Genomic DNA, 21,289 nt, shown 5'->3' with positions numbered 1-21,289 from the left:
CCTGACTGATCATGTTGGAAAAAGTGTTTATGTGTAAGGTCAGCGCCGGTGACGGCGCCAGTCGCGTCGATCGCGGGAAGCCGCCGGGCCGGACGCGGGTGGCCGGCGCCGCGCTCGGCTACACCCCGTAGCGATCTTGAAAGCCAAACACCCTCCGCCGTTCCCATTGACAACGTTGTCGGAAATCGTGATCGTAGGTCTCGCCTTTCCACCATGAAAGTTCCAGCGGAGGAAACATGCGTTTCACCAGGAAGACGATGGTCGCCCTCGCGGCCGTCGCAGCCCTGTGCTCGACCGCGGCGTGCACGGCCGCCGAAGACACTCCCGGGCAGAAGAAGGACGTCGAGGTGTTCACGTGGTGGGCCGACGGCGGTGAGAAGGCCGGTCTCGACGGGCTCGTCTCCGCGTTCGGCACGGCCTGCCCCGACTTCACCTTCGTCAACGGCGCGGTCGCCGGCGGCAACGGGGGCAACGCCAAGGGCGTGCTGGCCAGCCGCCTGCAGACCAACGACCCGCCGAGCACCTTCCAGGCGCACGCGGGCGCGGAGCTGACCGACTACATCAACGCCGACCAGGTCGAGGACATCTCGGCGGAGTACGCCAGCTGGGGCCTGACCACCGCGTTCCCCAAGGGCCTGATCGACAACATCACGGTCGACGGCAAGATCTACTCCGTGCCGGCCAACATCCACCGCGCCAACGTGCTGTGGAGCAACAAGACCGTGCTGGCCAAGGCGGGCATCACCAAGGACGCCACCACCCTGGACGGGTTCTTCGCCGACCTGGACAAGCTGAAGGCCTCCGGCGTCGCCGCTCCGCTGGCGCTGGGCAAGGACTGGACGCAGGTCATGCTGCTGGAGTCGGTCCTGATCAGCGACCTGGGCCCGGCGAAGTTCACCGGCCTGTGGAACGGCTCCACCGACTGGAAGGGCGCCGACGTGACGGCGTCCATCGAGAAGTTCAAGAAGCTGCTCGGCTACAGCAACCCCGACCGCGACTCCCTCGACTGGACCGACGCGGAGAAGGCCATCATGGAGGGCAAGGCCGCCTACCAGCTGATGGGTGACTGGGAGGCCGCCGACCTCGACGCCAAGGGCTTCAAGGACTACGCCTACTCGGTGTTCCCGGGCAACGGCGCCGTGTTCCAGTGGCTGGCCGACGCGTTCGTGCTGCCCAAGGGCGCCAAGAACGCCGAGGGCACCAAGTGCTGGCTGAAGACCGTCGGCAGCGCCGAGGGCCAGAAGGCGTTCAACAGCAAGAAGGGCTCCATCCCGGCCCGCACCGACGTCAGCGCGGACGGCTTCCCGGCGTACCAGCAGGCTGCCATGGCCGACTGGAAGACCGCCACCCAGGTCCCGAGCTGCGCGCACGGCGCTGCCTGCTCGCAGGGCCTGCAGGGCGCGATCGTGAGCGCCGCGGGCAAGTTCTCCACCGACGGTGACGTCGCGGCGCTGCAGGCGGCGCTGGCCGCGGCCGCGGCGCAGTTCTCCGGCAAGAAGTAAGCACACGGCCGGGCGCCGCGCTGCCACCGGTACGCGGCGCCCGGCCGTCCCCCGACCCGAAGGAGTCTGCATGCGCAGCTGGAAGCGGCCGTGGCTATCCGGCCTGCTGCTGATCTCACCCTCGCTCATCCTGCTCGCGGTGCTGGTCTACGGACTGATCGCCTGGACCGTCAACCTGTCGATGCAGGACCGGCACAACGCCCGCCCGTCGAAGGGCTTCGTCGGCCTGGACAACTACACGAAGCTGTTCACCGGTGACATCAACGACCGGTTCACGCACTCGCTGATGAACCTGCTGGTCTTCACGGCCGTGTTCATGGTCGGCACCCTGGCGATCGGCATGCTGTGGGCGCTGCTGCTGGAGCGCGGCGCCCGCGCCGAGGGCCTGTTCCGGACCGTCTACCTGTTCCCGATGGCGGTGTCGTTCGTCGCCTCCGGCGTGGTGTGGCGCTGGCTGATGAACCCCGGCCAGGGCGCCGACGCGGGCGGGCTCAACGCGGTGTTCGGCGGGCTCGGCCTGGACTTCCTGCAGAACCCGTGGTGGACCGACCCCGACTGGGGCATGGCCGCGATGGCGGTGCCGGCGATCTGGCAGCTCTCCGGGTATGTGATGGCCCTGTTCCTGGCCGGCTTCCGCGGCATCCCGAACGAGCTGCGCGAAGCCGCCGCGATGGACGGCGCGAGCACCTTCCAGCTCTACCGCCGGGTCCTGTTCCCGCAGCTCACCCCGACCGTCCTGTCGGCTCTGATCATCACCGGGCACATGTCGATGAAGATGTTCGACCTGATCATGTCGGTGTCCGGGGCGCAGTGGCTGACCGAGGTCCCGGCCGTGTACGTCTGGCAGACCCTGCTCACCCGCGACTACGCCAAGGCCGCCGCCATCTCGGTGTTCCTGCTGCTGATCGTCGCGGTCGTGGTGGTCCCCTACCTCATCAACGTCAACCGGGCGGAGAAGCGGTCATGACCACCCAGACGCTCGCACCACCCGCGCCCGCACCCGCGCGCACCGCCGCGCCGCCGCGGCGGCCCGACCGGCGCCGTACCGGAATCGGCAACATCGCGCGGCACGTGGCTCTGCTGCTGTTCCTGCTCATCGTGCTGATGCCGCTGTACGTGCTGATCGTGACCAGCTTCAAGTCCGGCCGAGAGATCGGCGTCAACGGCCAGTGGAACCTGCCCGAGGTGTGGACCTTCGCCTCCTGGGAGAAGGCCTGGACCGCGCTGGGGCCCTCCTTCGGGCGTACGTTCCAGCTCGCGATCCCGGTGGCGCTGATCTCCTCGTTCGTCGGGGCGGCCAACGGGTTCGTGCTGTCGCGCTGGCGGTTCCCGGGCGCCGACGTGGTGTTCACGCTGATCCTGTTCGGCATGTTCATCCCGTACCAGGCGGTCATGATCCCGCTGCGCGAGGTCGTGCAGGCGATCGGCATCCCCAGCGGCATCCCTACGCTGATCTTCGTGCATGTCGTGTACGGCATCCCGATCTGCACCCTGATCTTCCGCAACTACTACGCCACCACGGTGCCGGTCGAGCTGATCGAGGCCGGGACCGTGGACGGGGCCGGGCTGCTGCGCACGTTCCGCTCGCTGATCCTGCCGATCTCGATCCCCGGCTTCGTGGTCACGGTGATCTGGCAGTTCACCTCGTCGTGGAACGACTACCTGTTCGCGATCTTCCTGTCCAACACCCGCAACGGGCCGATCACCATCGCCCTCAACGCGCTGGCCGGTGCCCAGTCGCCGGACTACGCCGCGTCGATGGCCGGTGCGCTGATCACGTCCCTGCCGACCCTGCTGGTGTACGTGCTGCTCGGCCGCTGGTTCATCGGCGGCCTGATGGCCGGGGCGGTCAAGAGCTGACTTCCGCGCCGGGACGCGCGGGCTCCCCGGTTCGCCAGGGGAACCCGCGCGTCCCGGTGCTAGCGGGCCGACCAGCGCTGCGCGCCGGTGCCGTTGCACTCCCACAGCTCGACCAGGGTGCCGTTGGCGGTGGCCCCACCGGTCACGTCGACGCACTTGCCCGATCCGACACCCACGACGGTTCCGTCGGTGTTGAACGTGAAGTGCTGGGCCGGGGTGCCGTTGCAGGTCCAGATCTGGACCTTGGTGCCGTTGGCGGTGCCGTTGCCGTTGACGTCGAGGCAGCGGTCGCCGAAGACGCGCAGCTCACCGGCGGCGGTGCGGGTCCAGCGCTGGTTGGTGCCGCCGTGGCAGTCCCAGAGCAGCACCTGGGTGCCCGCGGCGTTGCCGCCGCCGGAGACGTCCAGGCAGCGCTTGGCCTGCGGGTTGGACAGCAGCGCGGCCGCGTCGACCGGCGGCACGGCCACCGGGGACAGGCTGCCCGGCACCGACTGGAGCGCGCTGTACCAGCGGGCGGCCATCTTGTCGTAGCCGCCCGCGTTGGGGTGCAGCCCGTCGGCCAGGTCGGCGGTGGTGAAGCCGGAGTGCATGTCGACCAGGTGGGTCCGCGGCCCCTTCTGCGCGACGATGCCGGGCAGGGCGGCGTTGAACGTCTGCGACTGGGCTTCCTGGTTGGCGTCGCTGCGGGGGATCAGCTGGGCCACGAACAGCTCGACCAGCGGCGCGTTTACGCGGATCTTGTCGATGAGAGCGGACAGCCGGGCCGGGGCGTTGGGGACGTCGTAGCCCTGGCCGATGTCGTTGGTGCCGATGTGCAGCAGGATCGTGCGCGGGTTGGCCGCCTGGATCCAGCCGACGATGTTCGCGTCGAGCTGGTCGATGCGCCAGCCGGAGTGGCCCTCGTGGTCGTGGTCGCCGAGATTGGACGGGCCGTTCACGCCCGAGCCGACGAAGTCGGTCAGGATGCCGCCCGTGGCGAGGCGCTGCCACAGCCCGATGCGGTAGCCGCCGGGCACGTTGGCGCCGTCGGTGATGGAGTCGCCCAGCGGCATGACCCGTACGCCTCCGTTGGACTCGGCGTGTGCCGGGGTGGCGGCGGCCAGTGACAGCCCGGCGGCGAGTGCCAGCCCGAGCCCGGCGGCACCGAGCCGCCTGAGGGTCGATCGCATAGGTGGATCCCTTCTGATCTTGCATCGATGAAGATCGATGCAGTGTGCCAGATTGGCAACGTTGTCAATAGGTGGATTGCGATCCGGTCGATCGCGCGCGGGTGGATCGGGGCCCGCTGAGACCCTGGCAGCGGCCCTGAACGGGGGTCTGTGACACCGTGGCGCGGCGCACTCGCCGGGCCTGGCACTTATTGCAGACATGTAACGGAACGAATGTCAAGAGTTGACAGAATTCCCCGTGGCGACGAATCTCCGTAACAGACCCTCAAGCTTCAACGCAATCGATCGCAGATGGACATCAAGCCAACAGATGTCCACAGTCGACACTCGTGGAATCCGGCAGTAAGCAGCACTTCGGCTCGTTGATGACAACGTTGTCATATGTTCGACACCCACCTGGCCAGTCCCTTCACCAGGAGTCCTCCCATGCAGATTCGCTGGCGCCCGGTCCTGCTGACCGGCGCGTTGATACTCGGCTCGGTGGCGGCGGTCCCGGCCGCCCCGGCCATGGCCGCCCCGGTGGCGGACCCGGCGGCGATCGTCAACCCGTTCCTCGGCACCTCCCACGAGGGCAACACGTTCCCCGGCGCCGACGCGCCGTTCGGCATGGTGCAGTGGAGCCCGGACACCCCGTCGCGCCCCCCGGGCGGCAACTACGCCTACGGCGACAGCACCATCACCGGCTTCAGCCTGACCCACCTGTCCGGGCCCGGCTGCAACGCCATGGCCGACATCCCGATCCTGCCCACCACGGGCGCGGTCAACGGCAGCGCGACGTCGAGCTTCTCGCACGCCAACGAGTCGGCCAGCGCCGGCGCGTACACGGTGACGCTGGGCAACGGCGTCAAGACCGAGCTGACCGCGACCACCCGATCCGGCATGGCCCGCTTCACGTTCCCGCAGACCAGCCAGGCCAACGTGCTGTTCAAGCTCGGCGCCGCGGCCACCTCCACCGGGAACATCACCTTCACGGTGGTGAACAGCACCCAGGTCAGCGGCTCGATCACGTCGGGGCACTTCTGCGCGTCGAGCCCGACCTACACGATCTACTTCGACATGGTCTTCGACCGGCCGTTCACCTCCAGCGGGACGTTCACCAACGGCGGGTCGGTCACCTTCGACGCCTCCGGCAACCGGGTGGTCCAGGCCAAGGTCGGCATCTCGTACGTGTCACTGGACGGCGCGCGCGCCAACCGCGCCTCGGAGAACCCGAACTGGAACTTCGACGCCACCCGCCAGGCCGCCAAGGACGCCTGGAACACCCTGCTGCGCAAGATCCAGATCTCCGGCGGCACCACCGACCAGCAGGTCGTCTTCTACACCGCGCTGTACCACGCGCTGCTGCACCCCAATGTGGTCAGCGACGTCGACGGCCGCTACCGGGGCTTCGACCACCAGGTGCACACCGTCTCCGGTGGCCAGGGCGCGCAGTACGGCAACTTCTCCGGCTGGGACATCTACCGCTCGCAGGCGCAACTGCATGCGCTGGTCGCGCCGCGCCAGGCCGGGGACAGCGCGCAGTCGCTGGTCAACGACTACGCCCAGGGCGGCCTGCTGCCCAAGTGGTCGCTCAACGAATACGACACCTACGTCATGAACGGCGACTCGGCGCCCACGATCATCGCCGACTACTACGCCTTCGGCGGCCGCAACTTCGACACCGCGGCGGCCAAGAACGCCATGGTGCGCCAGGGCACGGTCGCCAACGGCATCCGCACCGGCCTGGAATACCAGTCCAACTACGGCTACCTGCCCGCCGACGCCGCGTACCCATACGGGTTCTACGGCTCGGTGGCCACCCTGCTGGAGTACTCGACCACGGACTTCGCGATCGGCGCGTTCGCCGGGGCGCTGGGCGACACCACCACCCAGAACCAGTTCGTCAACCGGGCCCAGAACTGGCGCAACCACCTCAACCCGGCCAGCGGGTTCATGCAGCCCAGGCAGAAGGACGGGTCCTGGCGGTCCGGGTTCGACCCCAACAGCAGCGACCAGTTCGTCGAGGGCACCTCGTGGCAGTACACCGGGATGGTCCCGTTCAACGTCAAGGGCCTGGCCGACGCCATGGGCGGCAACGCCAAGCTGCTGAGCTATCTCGACACGGTGCTGTCGCAGCTGCGCGACACCAGCGGCCGGCACGCCGACCTCGGCAACGAGCCGTCCATCGAGCTGCCCTGGGAGTACGCCTACCTCGGGCAGCCCTGGAAGACGCAGAAGACCGTCCGCGACGTCCTCAACACCATGTGGCCGAACTCCCCGTCGAACTGGAGCGTCGGCAACGACGACCTCGGCACCATGAGCGCCTGGTACGTCTTCGCGGCCATGGGCGTCTACCCGATGACCCCGGGCACCTCCGACCTGGTGCTGGGCAGCCCGCTGTTCCCCACCGTCACGGTCGCGCTCGGCGGGGGCGGCACCATCACCATCAACGCCCCGCAGGCTGCGGCCAACGCGCCCTACGTGCAGAGCGCCACCCTCAACGGCGCCACTTGGAACAACGCCTACCTGCCCGCCTCGTTCGCGGTCAGCGGCGGCACGCTGGACCTGACCCTGGGGACCTCGGCGAACACGTCGTGGGCGACCGGGGCGTCGTCGGCCCCGCCCTCGTACCCGGGCAACGGCGGCGCCCAGCCGCCCGCGACCGTGATCGGACCGACCGGCTCGATCGCTTCGGGCATCGCCGGAAAGTGCCTCGACGACGCCGCCGGCAGCAGCGCCAACGGCACCGCGGCGCAGCTCTACGACTGCAACGACAGCGTCGCCCAGCACTGGACCCTGCCGGGCGACGGCACGGTCATGATGTTCGGTAAGTGCCTGGACATCAACGGCGGCGGCACCGCCAACAACACCAAGGTCCAGCTGTGGGACTGCAACCTCAGCGGCGGCCAGCAGTGGGTCTACCAGTCCGGCACCGGGGCGCTGCGCAACCCGCAGTCCGGCCGCTGCCTCGACGACCCGAACAGCAGCACCGCCAACGGCACCCAGCTCCAGCTGTGGGACTGCAACGGCAGCAATGCCCAGCGCTGGACCCTGCCCCGGGTCCGTACCGGTGCGCTCGCCTCGGCCCTCACCGGCAAGTGCCTGGACGACAACGCGGCGTCGAGGACCAACGGCTCGCACATCCAGAGCAGGTCCTGCAACGCCTCCGACGCGCAGCGGGTGCACCTGTCCGGCGACGGCACGCTGCGGATCTACAACCGCTGCGTCGACGTCAGCGGCGGCACCGGCAACGGCGCGCTCATCGTGCTGTGGGACTGCAACGGCGGTGCCAACCAGCAGTGGACGTACGACCAGGGCACCGGGGCGCTGCGCAACCCGCAGGCCGGCCGGTGCCTGGACATCCCCAATTCCAGCACCACCGACGGCGTCCAGCTCCAGCTCTTCGACTGCAACAGCAGCAACGCCCAGCGCTGGAGCCTGCCCCCGACCGTCTGACCCCATAGTCCGCCGGTGGGCGGTTCAGGTCCGTCGTACCGGACCGTCCACCGGCACCCCCTTCACCCCGATCGAAGGAGTGTCCTGTCATGCATCCCCCTGCCCACCGCAGGCTGCGCAGCCTCGCCGCGCTGGCGCTGCTGTCCCTGACGGCGACCGTGGCCGTGGCCGTGAGCGCCTCGCCGGCCAGCGCCGCCACCACCACCGCGAACATCAACGGCAGCGTCGTCGGGCGCACGTTCGACGGCATGGGCGCGATCAGCGGCGGCGGCGGCAACTCGCGGCTTCTGATCGACTACCCGGCCGCGCAGCGGTCGCAGATCCTGGACTACCTGTTCAAGCCCAACTACGGTGCGGCGGTGCAGCTGCTCAAGCTGGAGATCGGCGGGGACGCCAACTCCACCGACGGCTCAGAGCCCAGCCACCAGCACGTACGCGGCGACATCAACTGCAACGTCGGCTACGAGTTCTGGCTCGGCGAGCAGGCCGTGGCCCGCAACCCCAACATCAAGCTGGTGGCGCTGCCCTGGACGGCCCCGGGCTGGATCGGCAACGGCAATTTCTGGTCCCAGGACATGATCGACTACGACATCTCCTGGCTCGACTGCGCCAAGCAGCACGGCCTGACCATCAGCTACCTCGGCGGCTGGAACGAGCGCGGCCACGACAGCACCTGGTACAAGAACCTGCGCACCGCCCTGAACAACCGCGGCTACGGCTCGGTGCAGATCGTCGGCGACGACTCCGGCTGGGGCATGGCCGACGAGTTCGCGGCCGACCCCGCGCTCAAGAACGCGGTCGGCGTGCTGGGCAACCACTACGTCTGCGGCTACCTGTCCGACGCGACCTCGTGCGGATCGTCGGCGAACGCCTCCAACTCCGGCAAACCGCTGTGGGCCAGCGAGTTCGGCTCGCAGGACGACAACGCCGGGGCGGCCCCGTTCATCCGTACGTTCACCCGCGGGTACCTGGACGCGCAGATCGTCGGGTTCATGAACTGGCCGCTGATCGCGGCGCTCACGCCGAACCTGCCGTACCCGACGGTGGGCCTGATGGACGCGGGCTCGCCCTGGTCGGGGTCGTACCGGCTGGGTCGCAACCTGTGGGCCAGCGCGCACGTCACCCAGTTCACCGCGCCCGGCTGGAAGTTCCTGGACAGCTCGGCCAGCGCCTACCTGGGCGGCAACCGGGCCAACGGCAGTTACGTCTCGCTGAAGTCGCCCAACAACACCGACTACTCGACCATCTACGAGACGGCCGGTTCACCGGGGACGCAGACGGTCAACGTCACCGTGTCCGGCGGGCTCAGCACCGGCACCGTGCACGTGTGGTCGACCGACCTGAACTCGAACAACACCGCCGATCACCTGGTCCGGCTGGCCGACATCACCCCGTCGGGCGGGGCGTACACGCTGACCCTCCAGCCCAACCGGATCTACACGGTGACCACCACCTCCGGCGGCGGCAAGGGCACCGCGACCAGCCCGGCCACCTCCGCGCTGCCGCTGCCGTACACCGACGGCTTCGAGTCCTACGGCGTGCGCGGCATGGCGAAGTACTTCTCCGACATGCAGGGCTCGTACGAGGTGCGCGGCTGCGCCGCGGGCCGCACCGGCAACTGCCTCCAGCAGGTGGCGCCGGTCCGGCCGATCAACTGGCAGGACGACAGCGACGCGTACACCCTGGTCGGTGACCCGGCGTGGTCGAACTACACGGTCAGCCTCGACGTGGACATGCAGCAGGCCGGCACGGTGACCCTGCTCGGCCGGGCGAACACCCAGCTGCGCCCGCAGTACAAGCAGGCCGCCTACCAGCTGCGGATCAACAACGGCGGCGGCTGGTCGATCGAGCGCAACAGCACCGGCGGCGTCCGTACCGTGCTGGCCTCCGGCACCCGCGCGGCGCTGGGCCTCAACACCTGGCACAACCTGAAGTTCGGCTTCACCGGCGACCAGATCACCGCCTCGGTCGACGGCGGCACCCTGGCCACGGTGACCGACAGCGCGTTCAACTACGGCCAGGTAGGCATCGGCGTGGTGGGCTACCAGACCGACATGTTCGACAACCTCAGCATCACCGCGAACGGGCCCGGCAACGTCTCCGGCATCCTCAAGGGCCAGGAGTCGGGGCTGTGCGTCGACGTGCCCGCCGCGAGCCAGACCAACGGCACCGCGGTCAACCTGTGGGACTGCAACGGCGCGGCCAACCAGAAGTGGACCGCCACCCCACAGGGCACCCTGTCGGTGTACGGCACCAAGTGCCTGGACGCGGCCGGCGGCGGCACCGCCGACGGGACGGTCGTGCAGATCTACGACTGCAACAGCACCGGCGCCCAGCAGTGGACGGTCAACGCCGACGGCTCGCTGGTCAACGGCGGCTCGGGCAAGTGCCTGGACGTGGTCAACCACGGCGTGGTCAACGGCGCCGGCCTGGTGCTCTGGGGCTGCAACGGGGGCGTCAACCAGAAGTTCGCCCGCGGCGCGGTGCCGGGCGTCCTCAAGGGCACCGAGTCGGGCAAGTGCGTCGACGTGCCCGCCGCCAGCCAGACCAACGGCACCCGGCCCGCGCTGTGGGACTGCAACAACGGCACCAACCAGCTGTGGGAGTCCACCGTCACCAACCAGCTCAAGGTGTTCGACACCAAGTGCCTGGAGGCAGCGGGCGGCGCCACGGCCGACGGGACGGCGGTGCAGATCTACGACTGCAACGGCTCGGCCGCGCAGCAGTGGCGGATCAGGTCCGACGGTTCGGTGATCGGGGTCGGGTCCGGCAAGTGCCTGGACGCGGTCGGCCACGGCACCGCCAACGGCACCCAGTTCGTGATCTGGACCTGCAACGGCGCCGCGAACCAGAAGTGGACGCGCGGCTGAGGCCATGAACATCCGTCCCGGGCCCCGCCGTAACCCACGGCGGCGGGGCCCGGGACGGACCCCTATCGACGACAGGAGCACCTATGCGTACCAACCTCAGGCGGCTGGCCGCCGCCTGCGGCATTGTCCTGGCCACGGCCCTGATCCCGGCGTCGCCCGCCCACGCCGAGTCCAACGGCGGCGTGCGGATCATGCCGCTGGGCGCCTCCATCACCGACGGCTTCAACGTGCCCGGCGGCTACCGCACGGGCCTGTGGCAGCGGCTGGTCGCGGGCGGCTACACGGTCGACTTCGTCGGCTCCGGCAGCAACGGGCCGACCTCGCTGGGCGACCACGACCACGAGGGCCACTCGGGCTGGCGCATCGACCAGATCGACGCCAGCGTCGTCGGCTGGATCCGCGCCGCCAACCCCCGCACCATCCTGCTGCACGTCGGCACCAACGACGTGAACCAGAACTACGACCTGGCCAACGCCCCGGCCCGGCTCTCCGCGCTGATCGACAAGATCCGCGTCAACGCCCCGCTGGTCGAGCTGTACGTCGCCCAGATCGCGCCGGAGACCGACCCGGTCCAGGAGGCACGGATCCAGACCTTCAACGCGGCCATCCCCGGCATCGTCGCGCAGAAGGGACCGCTGACCCACCTCGTGGACATGCACGCGGTGATCACCACTGCCGACCTCGCCGACGGCACGCACCCCACCGCCGCCGGCTACGACAAGATGGCCGCCCGCTGGTACAGCGCGCTGCAATCGGTGCCGGGCAGCCTGTCCTCGGTGGCGGTGCCGCCGACCGGCACGGCGGCCCTGCTGGACAACCCCCAGTCGACCCGCTGCCTGGACGTCCCGAACAGCAGCACCGCGATCGGCACCCAGGTCCAGCTGTTCGACTGCAACGGCAGCAGCGCCCAGCGCTGGACCCGCACCGCCTCGGCCGAGCTGCGCGTCTACGGCGACCGCTGCCTGGACGTCAACGCCAACGGCACGGCCGACGGCACGAAGATCCAGATCTGGACCTGCAACAACAGCGCCGCGCAGCACTTCACCTTCGGCACCGACGGCACCATCCGCCACCCGGCCTCCGGCAAGTGCATCGACGTCACCGCCAGCGGCACCGCGAACAACACGAAGATCCAGCTCTACACCTGCAACGGCACCGCCGCCCAGCGTTGGACGGCCCGCTGATCCGCACCCGCGCCGGTCCCGCGCGCACCCGTGCTCGCGGGACCGGCCGGCGACATCTCACGGGTGGACCGCGACCACGCCTGCCCGGGCGGGCCGCCACCCGTCCATCCTCCCGCCCCGAGGAGAGCACATGCGCACCTCATGGTTCAGACGGCTGAGCACGGCCGCGGCGGCTGCGGTCATCGGACTGGGCGCCGTGGCGGCCAGCCCGGACAGCGCCGCTGCGGCGACTCCCGCCGCGTCCAGCATCGCCACCCTGATGAAGTCGTACGACGCGAACTCCGGCCGCATCGGCGGCGGCTGGTGGACCGGCGCCGTCGCGCTGACCGCGGTGATGACCTACCGGCAGGCCACCGGCGACGCGACCTACGACTACGCGATCTCGGCCGCGTTCGACAAGAACAAGTCCGGGAACTTCACCAACGAGTACCTCGACGACACCGGCTGGTGGGCGCTGGTCTGGATCCAGGCCTACGACATCACCGGCAACCAGGCATACCTCCAGATGGCGCGGACCGACGCGGCGTACATGCACGACTACTGGGACACCAGGTGCGGCGGGGGCATCTACTGGAGCACCGCCAGGACCTACAAGGCGTCGATCGCCAACGAGCTGTTCCTGCACGTCACGTCGGCACTGCACAACCGGGTGCCCGGCGACACCACCTACCTCGGCTGGGCCCAGGCCGAGTGGAACTGGTTCAACGCCAGCGGCCTGATCAACGGCTCGCGGCAGGTGATCGACGGTGTCAACGTCGCCAACTGCGCCTTCAGCACGGCGGTCTACACCTACAACCAGGGCGTCGTGCTGGCCGGGCTGTCCGAGCTGGCCGCCGCGACCGGCGACACCGGGCTGCTGACCAGCGCCCGCTCCATCGCCGACGCGGCCGTCAGCCGGATGACCCGCAACGGCGTGCTGACCGAGGCCTGCGAGCCCAACTGCGGCAACGACGGGCCCGCGTTCAAGGGCATCTTCGTACGCAGCCTGCGCACGCTCGCCACCGCAGCGCGCAGCACCGCGTACGACGGCTTCCTCCGGACCCAGTCCGACTCGATCATCGCCAAGGACACCGACAGCGCCTGGCAGCACGGCCTCATGTGGGCCGGACCCGTCCAGGGCATCTCCTACGTCGCGCAGGCCAGCGCCGCCTCAGCGCTGATCGCCGCGCTGGGCGTCACCTCGACCGCCGGGGTGCTCAAGGGCCAGGAGTCCGGCCTGTGCGTCGACGTGCCCGGCGGCAGCCAGGCCAACGGCACCCGCCCCGCGCTGTGGGACTGCAACGGCGGCGCCAACCAGACCTGGACCGCCACCGCCTCCCAGCAGCTCACCGTGTACGGCACCAAATGCCTGGACGTCGCCTCCGGCGGCACCGCCGACGGGACCGCGGTGCAGCTGTACGACTGCAACAACACCGCCGCCCAGCGGTGGACCGTCAACCCCGACGGGACCGTGGTCAACACCGGGTCGGGCAAGTGCCTCGACGCGTACAACCACGGCACCGCCAACGGCACCCTGCTGGTCATCTGGAGCTGCGGCGGCGGCGCCAACCAGAAGTGGTTCCGGGGTGCCACCACCGGAGTGCTCAAGGGCCAGGAGTCGGCCCGGTGCGTCGACGTGCCCGGCGGCAACCAGGCCAACGGCACCCGCCCGGCCCTGTGGGACTGCAACGGCGGCGCCAACCAGAGCTGGACCTACACCACAACCGACCAGCTGACCGTGTACGGCACCAGGTGCCTGGACGCCGCCGCCAACGGCACCGCCGACGGCACCGCCGTGCAGCTCTACGACTGCAACGGCTCGTCCGCCCAGCAGTGGCGGGTGCGCTCCGACGGCACCGTGGTCGGCGTCGGCTCCGGCAAGTGCCTGGACGCCTACGGCCACGGCACCGCGAACGGCTCCCAGCTGGTGCTGTGGACCTGCAACGGCGCGGCCAACCAGAAGTGGTCACGCAGCTAGAAGATCGACAAAGTTGCCGGGCAGTCGGGCGTATCGCCAGGCCGGATACGCCCGACTGCCCGGCAACTTGCGCAGGGGTCACGGGGGGGGTCACAGCGAGGCGGTGGCCACGAGCGCGTCGCCGAGCGGGGTGCGGCGGTACAGCACCGACCGCCCCGACCGGGCCCGGTCCAGCAGCCCCGCCCGCAGCAGCACCGCCAGGTGGTCGCCGACCGCCCCCGGTGCGGCGCCCAGCGTCCGGGCCAGCTGGGTCGTGCTCGCGGGCTCGTCCAGCGCCTCCAGCAGCCGCGCCCGAGCCCGGCCGACCAGCGCCGCCAGCGCCTCGGCGGGCGGCGGGGCGGGCTCCCACAGCGCGCCGACCCCGCGCGCGGCATAGATGATCGTCGCGGGCCACGGCGGCTCCGAGTACGCGGCCACGCCAGGCCACACGAACACCGACGGCACCAGCAGCAGCCCGGCCCCGTCGACGGTCACCGTGCCCACCGCCAGCCGGGGGATCTCGATGCCGCCGTCGCGCCACCGCACGTGCGGCAGGCCCTCGAACGCCGCCGCCCAGCCGCCCCGCCCCAGCCCGGCGGTGCGGTGCAGCACGTCGCGCTCGCAGATCACCCGTAGCCGGGGCCAGTCGGCGGCCAGCAGCGCGTGCCAGGCCCGCTCCAGCCCGGCGGCCAGCAGCGCGCAGACGTCGGGGTCGCGCAGCACCGCCAGCGCCCCGGCGTCGGTGCACGGCCGCCGGGCCAGGCAGGTGTCGATCTCGCGGCGGGCCAGCGCGAGCGGGGTGGCGCGGACGGCGGCGAGGTCGTCGGCGATGGTCTGGGTCAGGCCCGCCGGGGGAGGGGCGAGGAAGTCCGGGCCGTGGCGGGGGGAGTGCAGCGCCAGCGCCGCCCGGATCGCCGGGTCGGCGGCCAGCGGCCGGTACGCCGTACGCAGCCGGCCGGCCCACGCCTCGGGCAGGTGCTTGTGCCGCGACTGCCCGGCCAGGATCCGCACCAGGCTGTCGAGCTCGAACAGCGGCGACAGCGCGAACCGGCTGTGCAGCAGGTCGGCGGCGGTGACCTCGAACCTCAGCATCGCCCGACCTTACGTCCCTGCCCGAAACCTTCGACACCCGCGCACCGGGCGGCCAGGCTCGGCACATGATCGACACCACCAGGGCCACCTACCGCGACGTGCTGCGCGAACCGGTGTTCCGCACCCTGTTCCTCACCCGGACCCTGGGCACCGCCGCCAGCTCGCTGCGCATCCTGGCCCTGTCCGTGCTGGTCTTCGACCGCACCGGGTCGCCGATCCTCACCGCGCTCACCTTCGCCATCGGCTTCGTCCCGCAGGTCGTCGGCGGCACCCTGCTCGGCGCCGCCGCCGACCGGATCCCGCCCCGTCCGCTGATCGCCACCGGGTTCCTGCTCGACGCCGCAGCCGCCGCCGCGCTGGCTCTGCTGGCCGCGACGCTGCCCGTCGGTGCCAGCCTCGGCCTGCTCGCGGTCGCGGCGGTGTTCGCGCCGGTCTTCAACGGCGCCTCGGCCCGACTGGTCGCCGAGGCGCTGACCGGCGACGCGTACGTGCTGGGCCGCTCGCTGTCCAGCGTCGCCTCCGGCGGCGCGCAGCTGCTCGGGCTGGCCTTCGGCGGCGCCGTCGTCGCCGCGGCCGGACCCCGCTGGGCGCTGCTGACGGCGGCGGGCACCGCCGTCGCCGCCGCGGTCTGGGTGCGGCTGGGCCTGCCCGCGCTGGCCGCCCGGCCGACCGGACGCGGCTCGGCTGTGCACCAGAGCTGGCACACCACCTGGCAACTGCTGCGCGACCGGCCCGTGCGGCGGCTGCTGCTGGTGCAGTGGCTGCCTCCGGCGTTCATCGCCGGCGCCGAGGCGCTGATCGTGCCGTACGCCGCCGACCGCGGCCACGGCACCGGCCTGGCCGGAGTCATCCTGGCCTGCGCCCCCGTCGGCATGGTCGCGGGCAACGTCGTCTACGGCCGCCTGGTCGCCCCGGCCGCCCGCGAGCGGCTGGTCGCCCCGGTCGTCGTCGGGCTGGGCGCGCCGCTGGCGCTGCTGGCCGCACCGGTTCCGGCGTACGCGGCGATGGCCGTGATGCTGCTGGCCGGGGCGGCGTTCTGCTACTCCCTCGGCGTGCAGCGGCCGTTCCTGGACGCGCTGTCGCCCGACGTACGCGGCCAGGCCTTCGCCCTTCAGTTCACCGGGCTGATGACCATGCAGGGCGTCGGCCCGCTCGTGCTGGGCGCGCTCGCCGAGCAGGTCTCGGTCGGGGCGGCGATGGCGGTGGCCGGTGCCGGGACCGCCGCGGTCGGCCTGTGGTGGTGGGCCGCCCCGGCCCGGGGCGCGGCCGTGCTGCCCGCCCGGGCCGTCTCGTGATCGCGGTGGTCAGCGGCGACCAACAGCACGGTGTGCTCGGCCAGCCGCACCGTGACGTCCGCCCCCGCGCCGAAAATCGGTGGCGCGAACCCGGCCCGGTCCGCAGGCTCGCCACATGACCAGTAGCGATCTGTGGACCGAAGAAGACGCAAGGCGATACGACGAGAATTCGGCCGACATGTTCTCGCCCGCCGTGCTCGACCCCACCGTGGACTTCCTCGCCCGGCTCGCGGGTCCAGGTCCGGCGCTGGAGTTCGCGATCGGCACGGGCCGGGTGGGGATCCCGCTCGCGGCCCGGGGCGTCCCGGTCACCGGCATCGAGCTGTCGCAGCCGATGGCCGACGAACTGCGGCGCAAGGCCTCCGCGGCGGACCTGCCGGTCGTCGTCGGTGACATGGCCACGACCACCGTGCCTGGCATGCCTGGCCGGTTCTCCCTCGTGTACCTGGTCTTCAACAGCATCGGCAACCTGCGTACCCAGGACGAGCAGGTGGAGTGCTTCCGCAACGCCGCCAGGCACCTGGCACCCGGCGGCCGCTTCGTCATCGAACTGTGGGTGCCGGGCATCCGGCGGTTCCCACCGGGCCAGGTGGCCGTGCCCTTCGACGTGACCGACCGGCACGTCGGCTTCGACACCTACGACATGGTCACCCAGCAGGGGACCTCGCACCACTACCGGCGATACCCGGACGGGAGCACGAGCTACGGCTACAGCAACTTCCGCTACATCTGGCCTGCCGAGTGCGACCTCATGGCGCGGCTGGCCGGGCTGGCGCTGGAGCAGCGCGTGGCGGGCTGGGACGGGGCGCCGTTCACCTCCGACAGCGGCAGCCACGTCTCGGTCTGGCGCAAGCCGCTCGACGCCGCCGACTAGGAGCGGGCGACGACCATCACCGCGTGCTCGGCCAGCCGCACCGTGACGTCCGCCCCCGCGCCCAGGGCGGCCGCGTCGCGGGTGGACAGGTCGGCCTTGACGCCGACCCCGTCGGGCAGGCGTACGAACAGCCGGGTGGTCGGGCCGAGGAACGACGCGGTGACCACCCGCGCCTGGCCGCCGACGGCCACCCGCACGTCCTCCGGGCGGATCAGCACGTCGACGTCCGGTCCCGCCGGGGCGGACCCGGCGACCGGCAGGCGCTGCCCCGCGACGTCGACGTGCCCGTCACCGGACAGCCGCCCCGGCACGCGGTTCATCGTGCCGACGAACTCGGCCACGAACGGCGTGGCCGGGCTGCGGTAGAGGTCCACGGGCGCGGCGCACTGCTCCAGCCTGCCGTCGCGCAGCACCGCGACCCGGTCGGCGATGGACAGCGCCTCCTCCTGGTCGTGGGTGACGAACACCGTCGTGATGCCCAGCTCCTTCTGCAACCGCGAGATCTCCTCGCGCAGCGCCACCCGGACCTGGGCGTCCAGCGCCGACAGCGGCTCGTCCAGCAGCAGCACCCGCGGCCGCAGCGCCAGCGCGCGGGCCAGCGCCACCCGCTGCTGCTGCCCGCCGGACAGCTGGTGCGGGAACCGGTCGCCCTGCACCGGCAGCCCCACCAGTGCCAGCAGCTCGTCGGCGCGGGCCCGGCGGTCGCGGGCCGCGACCTTGCGGATGCGCATGCCGAAGGCGACGTTGTCGCGGGCGCTGAGGTTCGGGAACAGGCTGTACGACTGGAACACCATGCCCGCGTCGCGCCGGTTGGCCGGCACCGCGACGATGTCGGCGCCGTCGACGAGCACCTGCCCGGAGTCGGGATGGTCGAACCCGGCGACCATCCGCAGCGCGGTGGTCTTGCCGCAGCCCGACGGGCCCAGCAGCGCCATCAGCTCGCCCGGCTCGACGGTGAGGTCGAGCCCGTCGAGCGCCACCGTGCTGCCGAAGCTGCGGCGCAGGGCGCGGAACTCCACCCGGGCCCCGGGATCGGTCGGTGACAGTGACATGGTCAGTCCTCGCTGGTGGTGGGCCGGGTGCCGGCGCTGGACAGGACGAGCAGGAGCAGCCAGGTGATCAGGAGGCTGAGCAGCGACACCGCCACCGACAGCCGGGCCTCGGCACCGCTGACCTTGACGATCCACGCCGGGAACGTCTCGAAGTTGAGGATGCGGGCGATGGTGTACTCGCCCAGCACCAGCGCCAGCGTCAGGAACGCGGCGCCCGCCAGCGAGCTGCGCAGGTTCGGCAGCAGCACCCGGGTGAGGACCTGCCACGACGAGGCGCCGCAGTTGCGGGCGGCCTCGGTCAGGGTGGCCACGTCGATGGCGCGCAGGCCGGAGTCCAGGGACCGGTAGACGAACGGCAGCGCGAGGATCGTGTACGCCAGCACCAGCGCGACCGGGAAGCGCTCGTCCTGCACCGCCAGGAACGTCTGGTAGAGCGGGGTGTGCGACAGCCGGTCGGGGCCGAACTGAAGGATCGAGCTGATCCCGGCCACGAACGCGATCGGCGGCACCACCAGCGGCAGCGTGCAGAGGACCTCCAGCACCGCGGCCAGCGGGCCGGGCCGCAGCCGCACCGCGACCATGGCGGGCAGCACCAGCACCAGCACCAGCACGATGGTCGCGGCCGCCAGCAGCGTGGACAGCAGCAGGCTGTCGGTGAACCCGGGCGCGGTCAGCACGTCGGCGTACGCCTGGGCGGTCAGGCCCTGGCCGGGGATGTCGACGGTGAACACGAACGAGGCGACCAGCGGCGCGACGAAGTACAGGGCGGCGACGCCGAGCACGAGGCCGTGCCAGGCGCGGGAGCGGCGGGTCAGCGCAGCCATCGGGCACTCCGGCGTTGCAGGGGCAGGTAGACCGCCATCACCAGGACCGCCACGGCGATCATGTCCAGGGCCAGGGCGGAGGCGACGCCCTCCTGCCCGACCAGGACGTTGCCGGACAGGGCGTCGGCGATCTGGAGCGTGACCAGCGGCAGGACGCTGCCGACCATGGCGGCGGCGGTGGCGTACGCGGCGAAGGCGGTGCCGAACAGCAGCACGAACCCGCCCAGCAGCGACGGCCACAGCACCGGCAGGCCGACGTGGCGCCAGTACTGCGCGCCGGTGGCGCCGCAGTTGGCGGCGGCCTCGCGCCACTGGGGCCGCAGCCCGTCCAGCGCCGGGGCGATGACCAGCACCATCAGCGGGATGAGGAAGTACAGGTAGACCACGCCCAGCCCGGTCGGGGTGTAGAGGTTCCACCCGGCGCCGGTCAGGTGCAGCGACTCGGTGACCACGCCGGAGATGCCCAGGGTGGCGATGAACGCGAACGCCAGCGGCACGCCGCCGAAGTTGGCCAGCACGCCGGAGGCGGTGACGACGAGATTGCGCAGGCCCGGCAGGCGGCTGGCGACCACGGCCTGGGCCAGCAGTGTGCCGAGCACGACGCCGATCGCGGCGGTGGTCAGGGACAGGCCGATGCTGCTGACCATGGCGTCGCGGTAGGCGCCCTGCACCGACCGGGTCAGGTTGCCGGTGGTGAACGCGGTCGCGCCGGTGGCCCGGTCGGTCGTGGTGAACGCGCCGACCAGGACGGCGAGCAGCGGCAGGCCGAAGAACACCGCGGCGAAGGCCAGCAGCGGTGCGGTGGCCAGGAGGTTCGCCGGGCGGTTCCGGCGGCGGGTACGGGCCGGCGCCCGGCCGGATGCCGCTGGGGCGGCACCCGGTCCGGACGTCGGCGCGATCGTGGCGGTGTCGGGCATCAGGTCAGCCGGCCAGGGCCTTGGCCCAGTTCGCGACGAGGGTCTCCTTGGCCTTGGTGTTCTGCGCCGGCGTCGGGAACGTCGGCTCGCCGTCCACCTTGGGCAGCGCCGCGACCAGGTCGGCCTTGGCCGAGCCGTCGGTGATCATCGCGGGCAGCAGCACCGGGCGGGCGAAACCCTTCAGCCACAGGTTGTGGCCCTCGGCGCTGTACAGGAACTCCTGCCACAGGCGCGCGGCGGCCGGGTGCGGCGCACCGATGTTGATCGCCTGCGAGTAGAAGTTGGCGTACTTGCCGTCGGTGGGGATGGCGACCTTCCAGTCGACGCCCTTGGCGGAGAACTCCTTGGCGTAGCCGGCGTTGAGGTAGTCCCAGTCCAGGCTGATCGGGGTCTCGCCCTTCTCGACCGTGGCCGGGGTGGACTCGACCGGGATGAAGTTGCCCGACTTGTGCAGCGCGGCGAAGAAGTCGATGCCGGGCTGGATGTCGTCGAACGAGCCGCCGTTGGCCAGCGACGCGGCGTAGACGGCGGCGACGGCGGAGCCGGACTTGGTCGGGTTGCCGTTGAGGGCGACCTTGCCCTTGTACTCGGGCTTCCTCAGGTCGGCGAACGTCTGCGGGCACACCGCGATGCGCTTGGCGTCGCAGCCGATCGAGACGTAGCCGCCGTAGTCGTTGAACCAGCGGGCCTGGGCGTCCTTCTGCGCGGCCGGGATCTTGTCCCACGCGGCCACCTTGTACGGCGCGAACAGGCCCTCGTCGGCGCCGCTGATCGCGAACGCGATGCCGAGGTCCAGCACGTCCGGGGCGCGGTCCTGGCCCTTGAGGGTCTTGATCGCGGCGATCTCGTCGGCGCTGGAGCCGTCGGGGTTGTCGCTGTTGACCTTGATGCCGTACTTCTCGCTGAACGTCTTGATGACCTCGCCGTAGTTGGCCCAGTCCGGCGGCAGCGTGATGACGTTGAGCTGGCCCTCCTTCTTGGCGGCGGCGATCAGGCCGTCCAGGCCGCCGAAGTCGGCCAGCGACGTCGCCTTGTCGGCGGCGACACCGGTCGAGGTCGCGGGCGGCTCCTCCTTGGCGCCGCAGGCCGCGGCGGCCAGGGCGGTGATGATCGAAAGGGTCAGCGCGGCGGCCAGGCGGCCGGGGCGGAAGGGTGTGGACGTGTTCATTGCTCGGTCTCCCAATACGGGGGTCGGCGGCAGACGCGCCCCAGTAGGCCCGATGACGGTGTCATCGGGCTGAACAGGGTGACATCAACCGGGTGCGCCGGACTGAACTTG

General features: G+C 71.1%; 15 protein-coding genes. 9 read left to right on the top strand and 6 right to left on the bottom strand.

What is annotated here, in order from left to right:
• Positions 1-236 precede the first annotated feature (236 nt).
• From Cs7R123_RS21185 to Cs7R123_RS21175, 3 genes are all read left to right on the top strand, one after another.
• Positions 237-1,502 (top strand): ABC transporter substrate-binding protein, encoded by a 1,266-nt coding sequence (locus tag Cs7R123_RS21185; RefSeq protein WP_244872058.1) that lies wholly within the window; start codon positions 237-239, stop codon positions 1,500-1,502.
• Positions 1,503-1,641: 139 nt separating this feature from the next.
• On the top strand, positions 1,642-2,469 hold the full coding sequence (locus Cs7R123_RS21180; RefSeq protein ID WP_374707091.1) for a carbohydrate ABC transporter permease: 828 nt from the start codon (positions 1,642-1,644) through the stop codon (positions 2,467-2,469).
• A complete protein-coding gene (locus Cs7R123_RS21175) occupies positions 2,466-3,362 on the top strand; it encodes a carbohydrate ABC transporter permease (RefSeq protein WP_212829448.1) in 897 nt (298 codons plus the stop codon). Before Cs7R123_RS21180 ends, Cs7R123_RS21175 begins: the two co-directional genes overlap by 4 nt.
• A 59-nt stretch (positions 3,363-3,421) precedes the next feature.
• Here Cs7R123_RS21175 and Cs7R123_RS21170 read toward each other — a convergent pair whose 3' ends face one another.
• Positions 3,422-4,531 carry an RICIN domain-containing protein gene (locus Cs7R123_RS21170; RefSeq protein WP_212829447.1) on the bottom strand — a complete coding sequence of 370 codons (1,110 nt, stop codon included), beginning with the start codon at positions 4,529-4,531 and terminating at the stop codon, positions 3,422-3,424.
• A gap of 426 nt (positions 4,532-4,957) precedes the next feature.
• On the opposite strand from Cs7R123_RS21170, the gene Cs7R123_RS21165 reads away from it, so the two are divergent.
• The 4 genes from Cs7R123_RS21165 to Cs7R123_RS40270 all read left to right on the top strand — a co-directional run bounded on the left by Cs7R123_RS21165 (position 4,958) and on the right by Cs7R123_RS40270 (position 13,977).
• Positions 4,958-7,966 (top strand): lectin, encoded by a 3,009-nt coding sequence (locus Cs7R123_RS21165; protein WP_212829446.1) that lies wholly within the window; start codon positions 4,958-4,960, stop codon positions 7,964-7,966.
• 89 nt (positions 7,967-8,055) lie between these two features.
• Entirely contained in the window at positions 8,056-10,836 is a 2,781-nt protein-coding gene (locus tag Cs7R123_RS21160) for a ricin-type beta-trefoil lectin domain protein (protein WP_244872057.1), read from the top strand.
• Positions 10,837-10,919: 83 nt separating this feature from the next.
• Positions 10,920-12,020, top strand: coding sequence for an RICIN domain-containing protein (locus Cs7R123_RS21155; protein WP_212829445.1), 1,101 nt, complete (start codon positions 10,920-10,922; stop codon positions 12,018-12,020).
• Between the two features lie 130 nt (positions 12,021-12,150).
• Complete coding sequence (locus Cs7R123_RS40270; RefSeq protein ID WP_244872056.1) at positions 12,151-13,977, top strand: ricin-type beta-trefoil lectin domain protein; 1,827 nt, start codon at positions 12,151-12,153, stop codon at positions 13,975-13,977.
• Between the two features lie 90 nt (positions 13,978-14,067).
• Here the strand turns inward: Cs7R123_RS40270 and Cs7R123_RS21145 are convergent, their stop codons facing one another.
• Positions 14,068-15,048 carry a DUF5937 family protein gene (locus Cs7R123_RS21145; RefSeq protein ID WP_212829444.1) on the bottom strand — a complete coding sequence of 327 codons (981 nt, stop codon included), beginning with the start codon at positions 15,046-15,048 and terminating at the stop codon, positions 14,068-14,070.
• A gap of 65 nt (positions 15,049-15,113) precedes the next feature.
• Here Cs7R123_RS21145 and Cs7R123_RS21140 point away from each other — a divergent pair, with 65 nt between their 5' ends.
• Together Cs7R123_RS21140 and Cs7R123_RS21135 are read left to right on the top strand one after the other, a co-directional pair.
• A complete protein-coding gene (locus Cs7R123_RS21140; RefSeq protein ID WP_212829443.1) occupies positions 15,114-16,343 on the top strand; it encodes an MFS transporter in 1,230 nt (409 codons plus the stop codon).
• A gap of 115 nt (positions 16,344-16,458) precedes the next feature.
• Complete coding sequence (locus Cs7R123_RS21135) at positions 16,459-17,217, top strand: class I SAM-dependent methyltransferase (RefSeq protein ID WP_212829442.1); 759 nt, start codon at positions 16,459-16,461, stop codon at positions 17,215-17,217.
• Here Cs7R123_RS21135 and Cs7R123_RS21130 read toward each other — a convergent pair.
• Genes Cs7R123_RS21130 through Cs7R123_RS21115 form a run of 4 tightly spaced genes read right to left on the bottom strand, consistent with a single transcriptional unit; the run spans position 17,214 to position 21,178 of the window.
• Positions 17,214-18,269 carry an ABC transporter ATP-binding protein gene (locus Cs7R123_RS21130; protein ID WP_212829441.1) on the bottom strand — a complete coding sequence of 352 codons (1,056 nt, stop codon included), beginning with the start codon at positions 18,267-18,269 and terminating at the stop codon, positions 17,214-17,216. The genes Cs7R123_RS21135 and Cs7R123_RS21130 overlap by 4 nt on opposite strands.
• Before the next feature lie 2 nt (positions 18,270-18,271).
• Positions 18,272-19,093, bottom strand: coding sequence for an ABC transporter permease (locus Cs7R123_RS21125; protein WP_212829440.1), 822 nt, complete (start codon positions 19,091-19,093; stop codon positions 18,272-18,274).
• Positions 19,081-20,010: an ABC transporter permease subunit gene (locus tag Cs7R123_RS21120; protein WP_244872055.1), complete on the bottom strand. Its 930-nt coding sequence runs from the start codon at positions 20,008-20,010 to the stop codon at positions 19,081-19,083. Before Cs7R123_RS21120 ends, Cs7R123_RS21125 begins: the two co-directional genes overlap by 13 nt.
• Positions 20,011-20,014: 4 nt before the next feature.
• Positions 20,015-21,178 carry an ABC transporter substrate-binding protein gene (locus tag Cs7R123_RS21115; RefSeq protein WP_212829439.1) on the bottom strand — a complete coding sequence of 388 codons (1,164 nt, stop codon included), beginning with the start codon at positions 21,176-21,178 and terminating at the stop codon, positions 20,015-20,017.
• Positions 21,179-21,289: the final 111 nt, after the last annotated feature.

This window comes from Catellatospora sp. TT07R-123, assembly GCF_018327705.1.
GTDB lineage: Bacteria > Actinomycetota > Actinomycetes > Mycobacteriales > Micromonosporaceae > Catellatospora.
The sequence above is the reverse complement of the archived record's forward strand: the minus strand, read 5'-3'. Positions and strand labels throughout refer to the sequence as shown.

Excerpts from the sequence above, each read along its gene's own strand:
- Cs7R123_RS21120 (WP_244872055.1), bottom strand. The coding sequence starts at position 20,010 with ATGCCCGACACCGCCACGATCGCGCCGACGTCCGGACCGGGTGCCGCC.
- Cs7R123_RS21165 (WP_212829446.1), top strand. The coding sequence starts at position 4,958 with ATGCAGATTCGCTGGCGCCCGGTCCTGCTGACCGGCGCGTTGATACTC.
- Cs7R123_RS21170 (WP_212829447.1), bottom strand. The coding sequence starts at position 4,531 with ATGCGATCGACCCTCAGGCGGCTCGGTGCCGCCGGGCTCGGGCTGGCA.
- Cs7R123_RS21185 (WP_244872058.1), top strand. The coding sequence starts at position 237 with ATGCGTTTCACCAGGAAGACGATGGTCGCCCTCGCGGCCGTCGCAGCC.
- Cs7R123_RS21130 (WP_212829441.1), bottom strand. The coding sequence starts at position 18,269 with ATGTCACTGTCACCGACCGATCCCGGGGCCCGGGTGGAGTTCCGCGCC.
- Cs7R123_RS40270 (WP_244872056.1), top strand. The coding sequence starts at position 12,151 with ATGCGCACCTCATGGTTCAGACGGCTGAGCACGGCCGCGGCGGCTGCG.
- Cs7R123_RS21160 (WP_244872057.1), top strand. The coding sequence starts at position 8,056 with ATGCATCCCCCTGCCCACCGCAGGCTGCGCAGCCTCGCCGCGCTGGCG.
- Cs7R123_RS21115 (WP_212829439.1), bottom strand. The coding sequence starts at position 21,178 with ATGAACACGTCCACACCCTTCCGCCCCGGCCGCCTGGCCGCCGCGCTG.
- Cs7R123_RS21135 (WP_212829442.1), top strand. The coding sequence starts at position 16,459 with ATGACCAGTAGCGATCTGTGGACCGAAGAAGACGCAAGGCGATACGAC.
- Cs7R123_RS21125 (WP_212829440.1), bottom strand. The coding sequence starts at position 19,093 with ATGGCTGCGCTGACCCGCCGCTCCCGCGCCTGGCACGGCCTCGTGCTC.
- Cs7R123_RS21155 (WP_212829445.1), top strand. The coding sequence starts at position 10,920 with ATGCGTACCAACCTCAGGCGGCTGGCCGCCGCCTGCGGCATTGTCCTG.
- Cs7R123_RS21145 (WP_212829444.1), bottom strand. The coding sequence starts at position 15,048 with ATGCTGAGGTTCGAGGTCACCGCCGCCGACCTGCTGCACAGCCGGTTC.
- Cs7R123_RS21175 (WP_212829448.1), top strand. The coding sequence starts at position 2,466 with ATGACCACCCAGACGCTCGCACCACCCGCGCCCGCACCCGCGCGCACC.
- Cs7R123_RS21140 (WP_212829443.1), top strand. The coding sequence starts at position 15,114 with ATGATCGACACCACCAGGGCCACCTACCGCGACGTGCTGCGCGAACCG.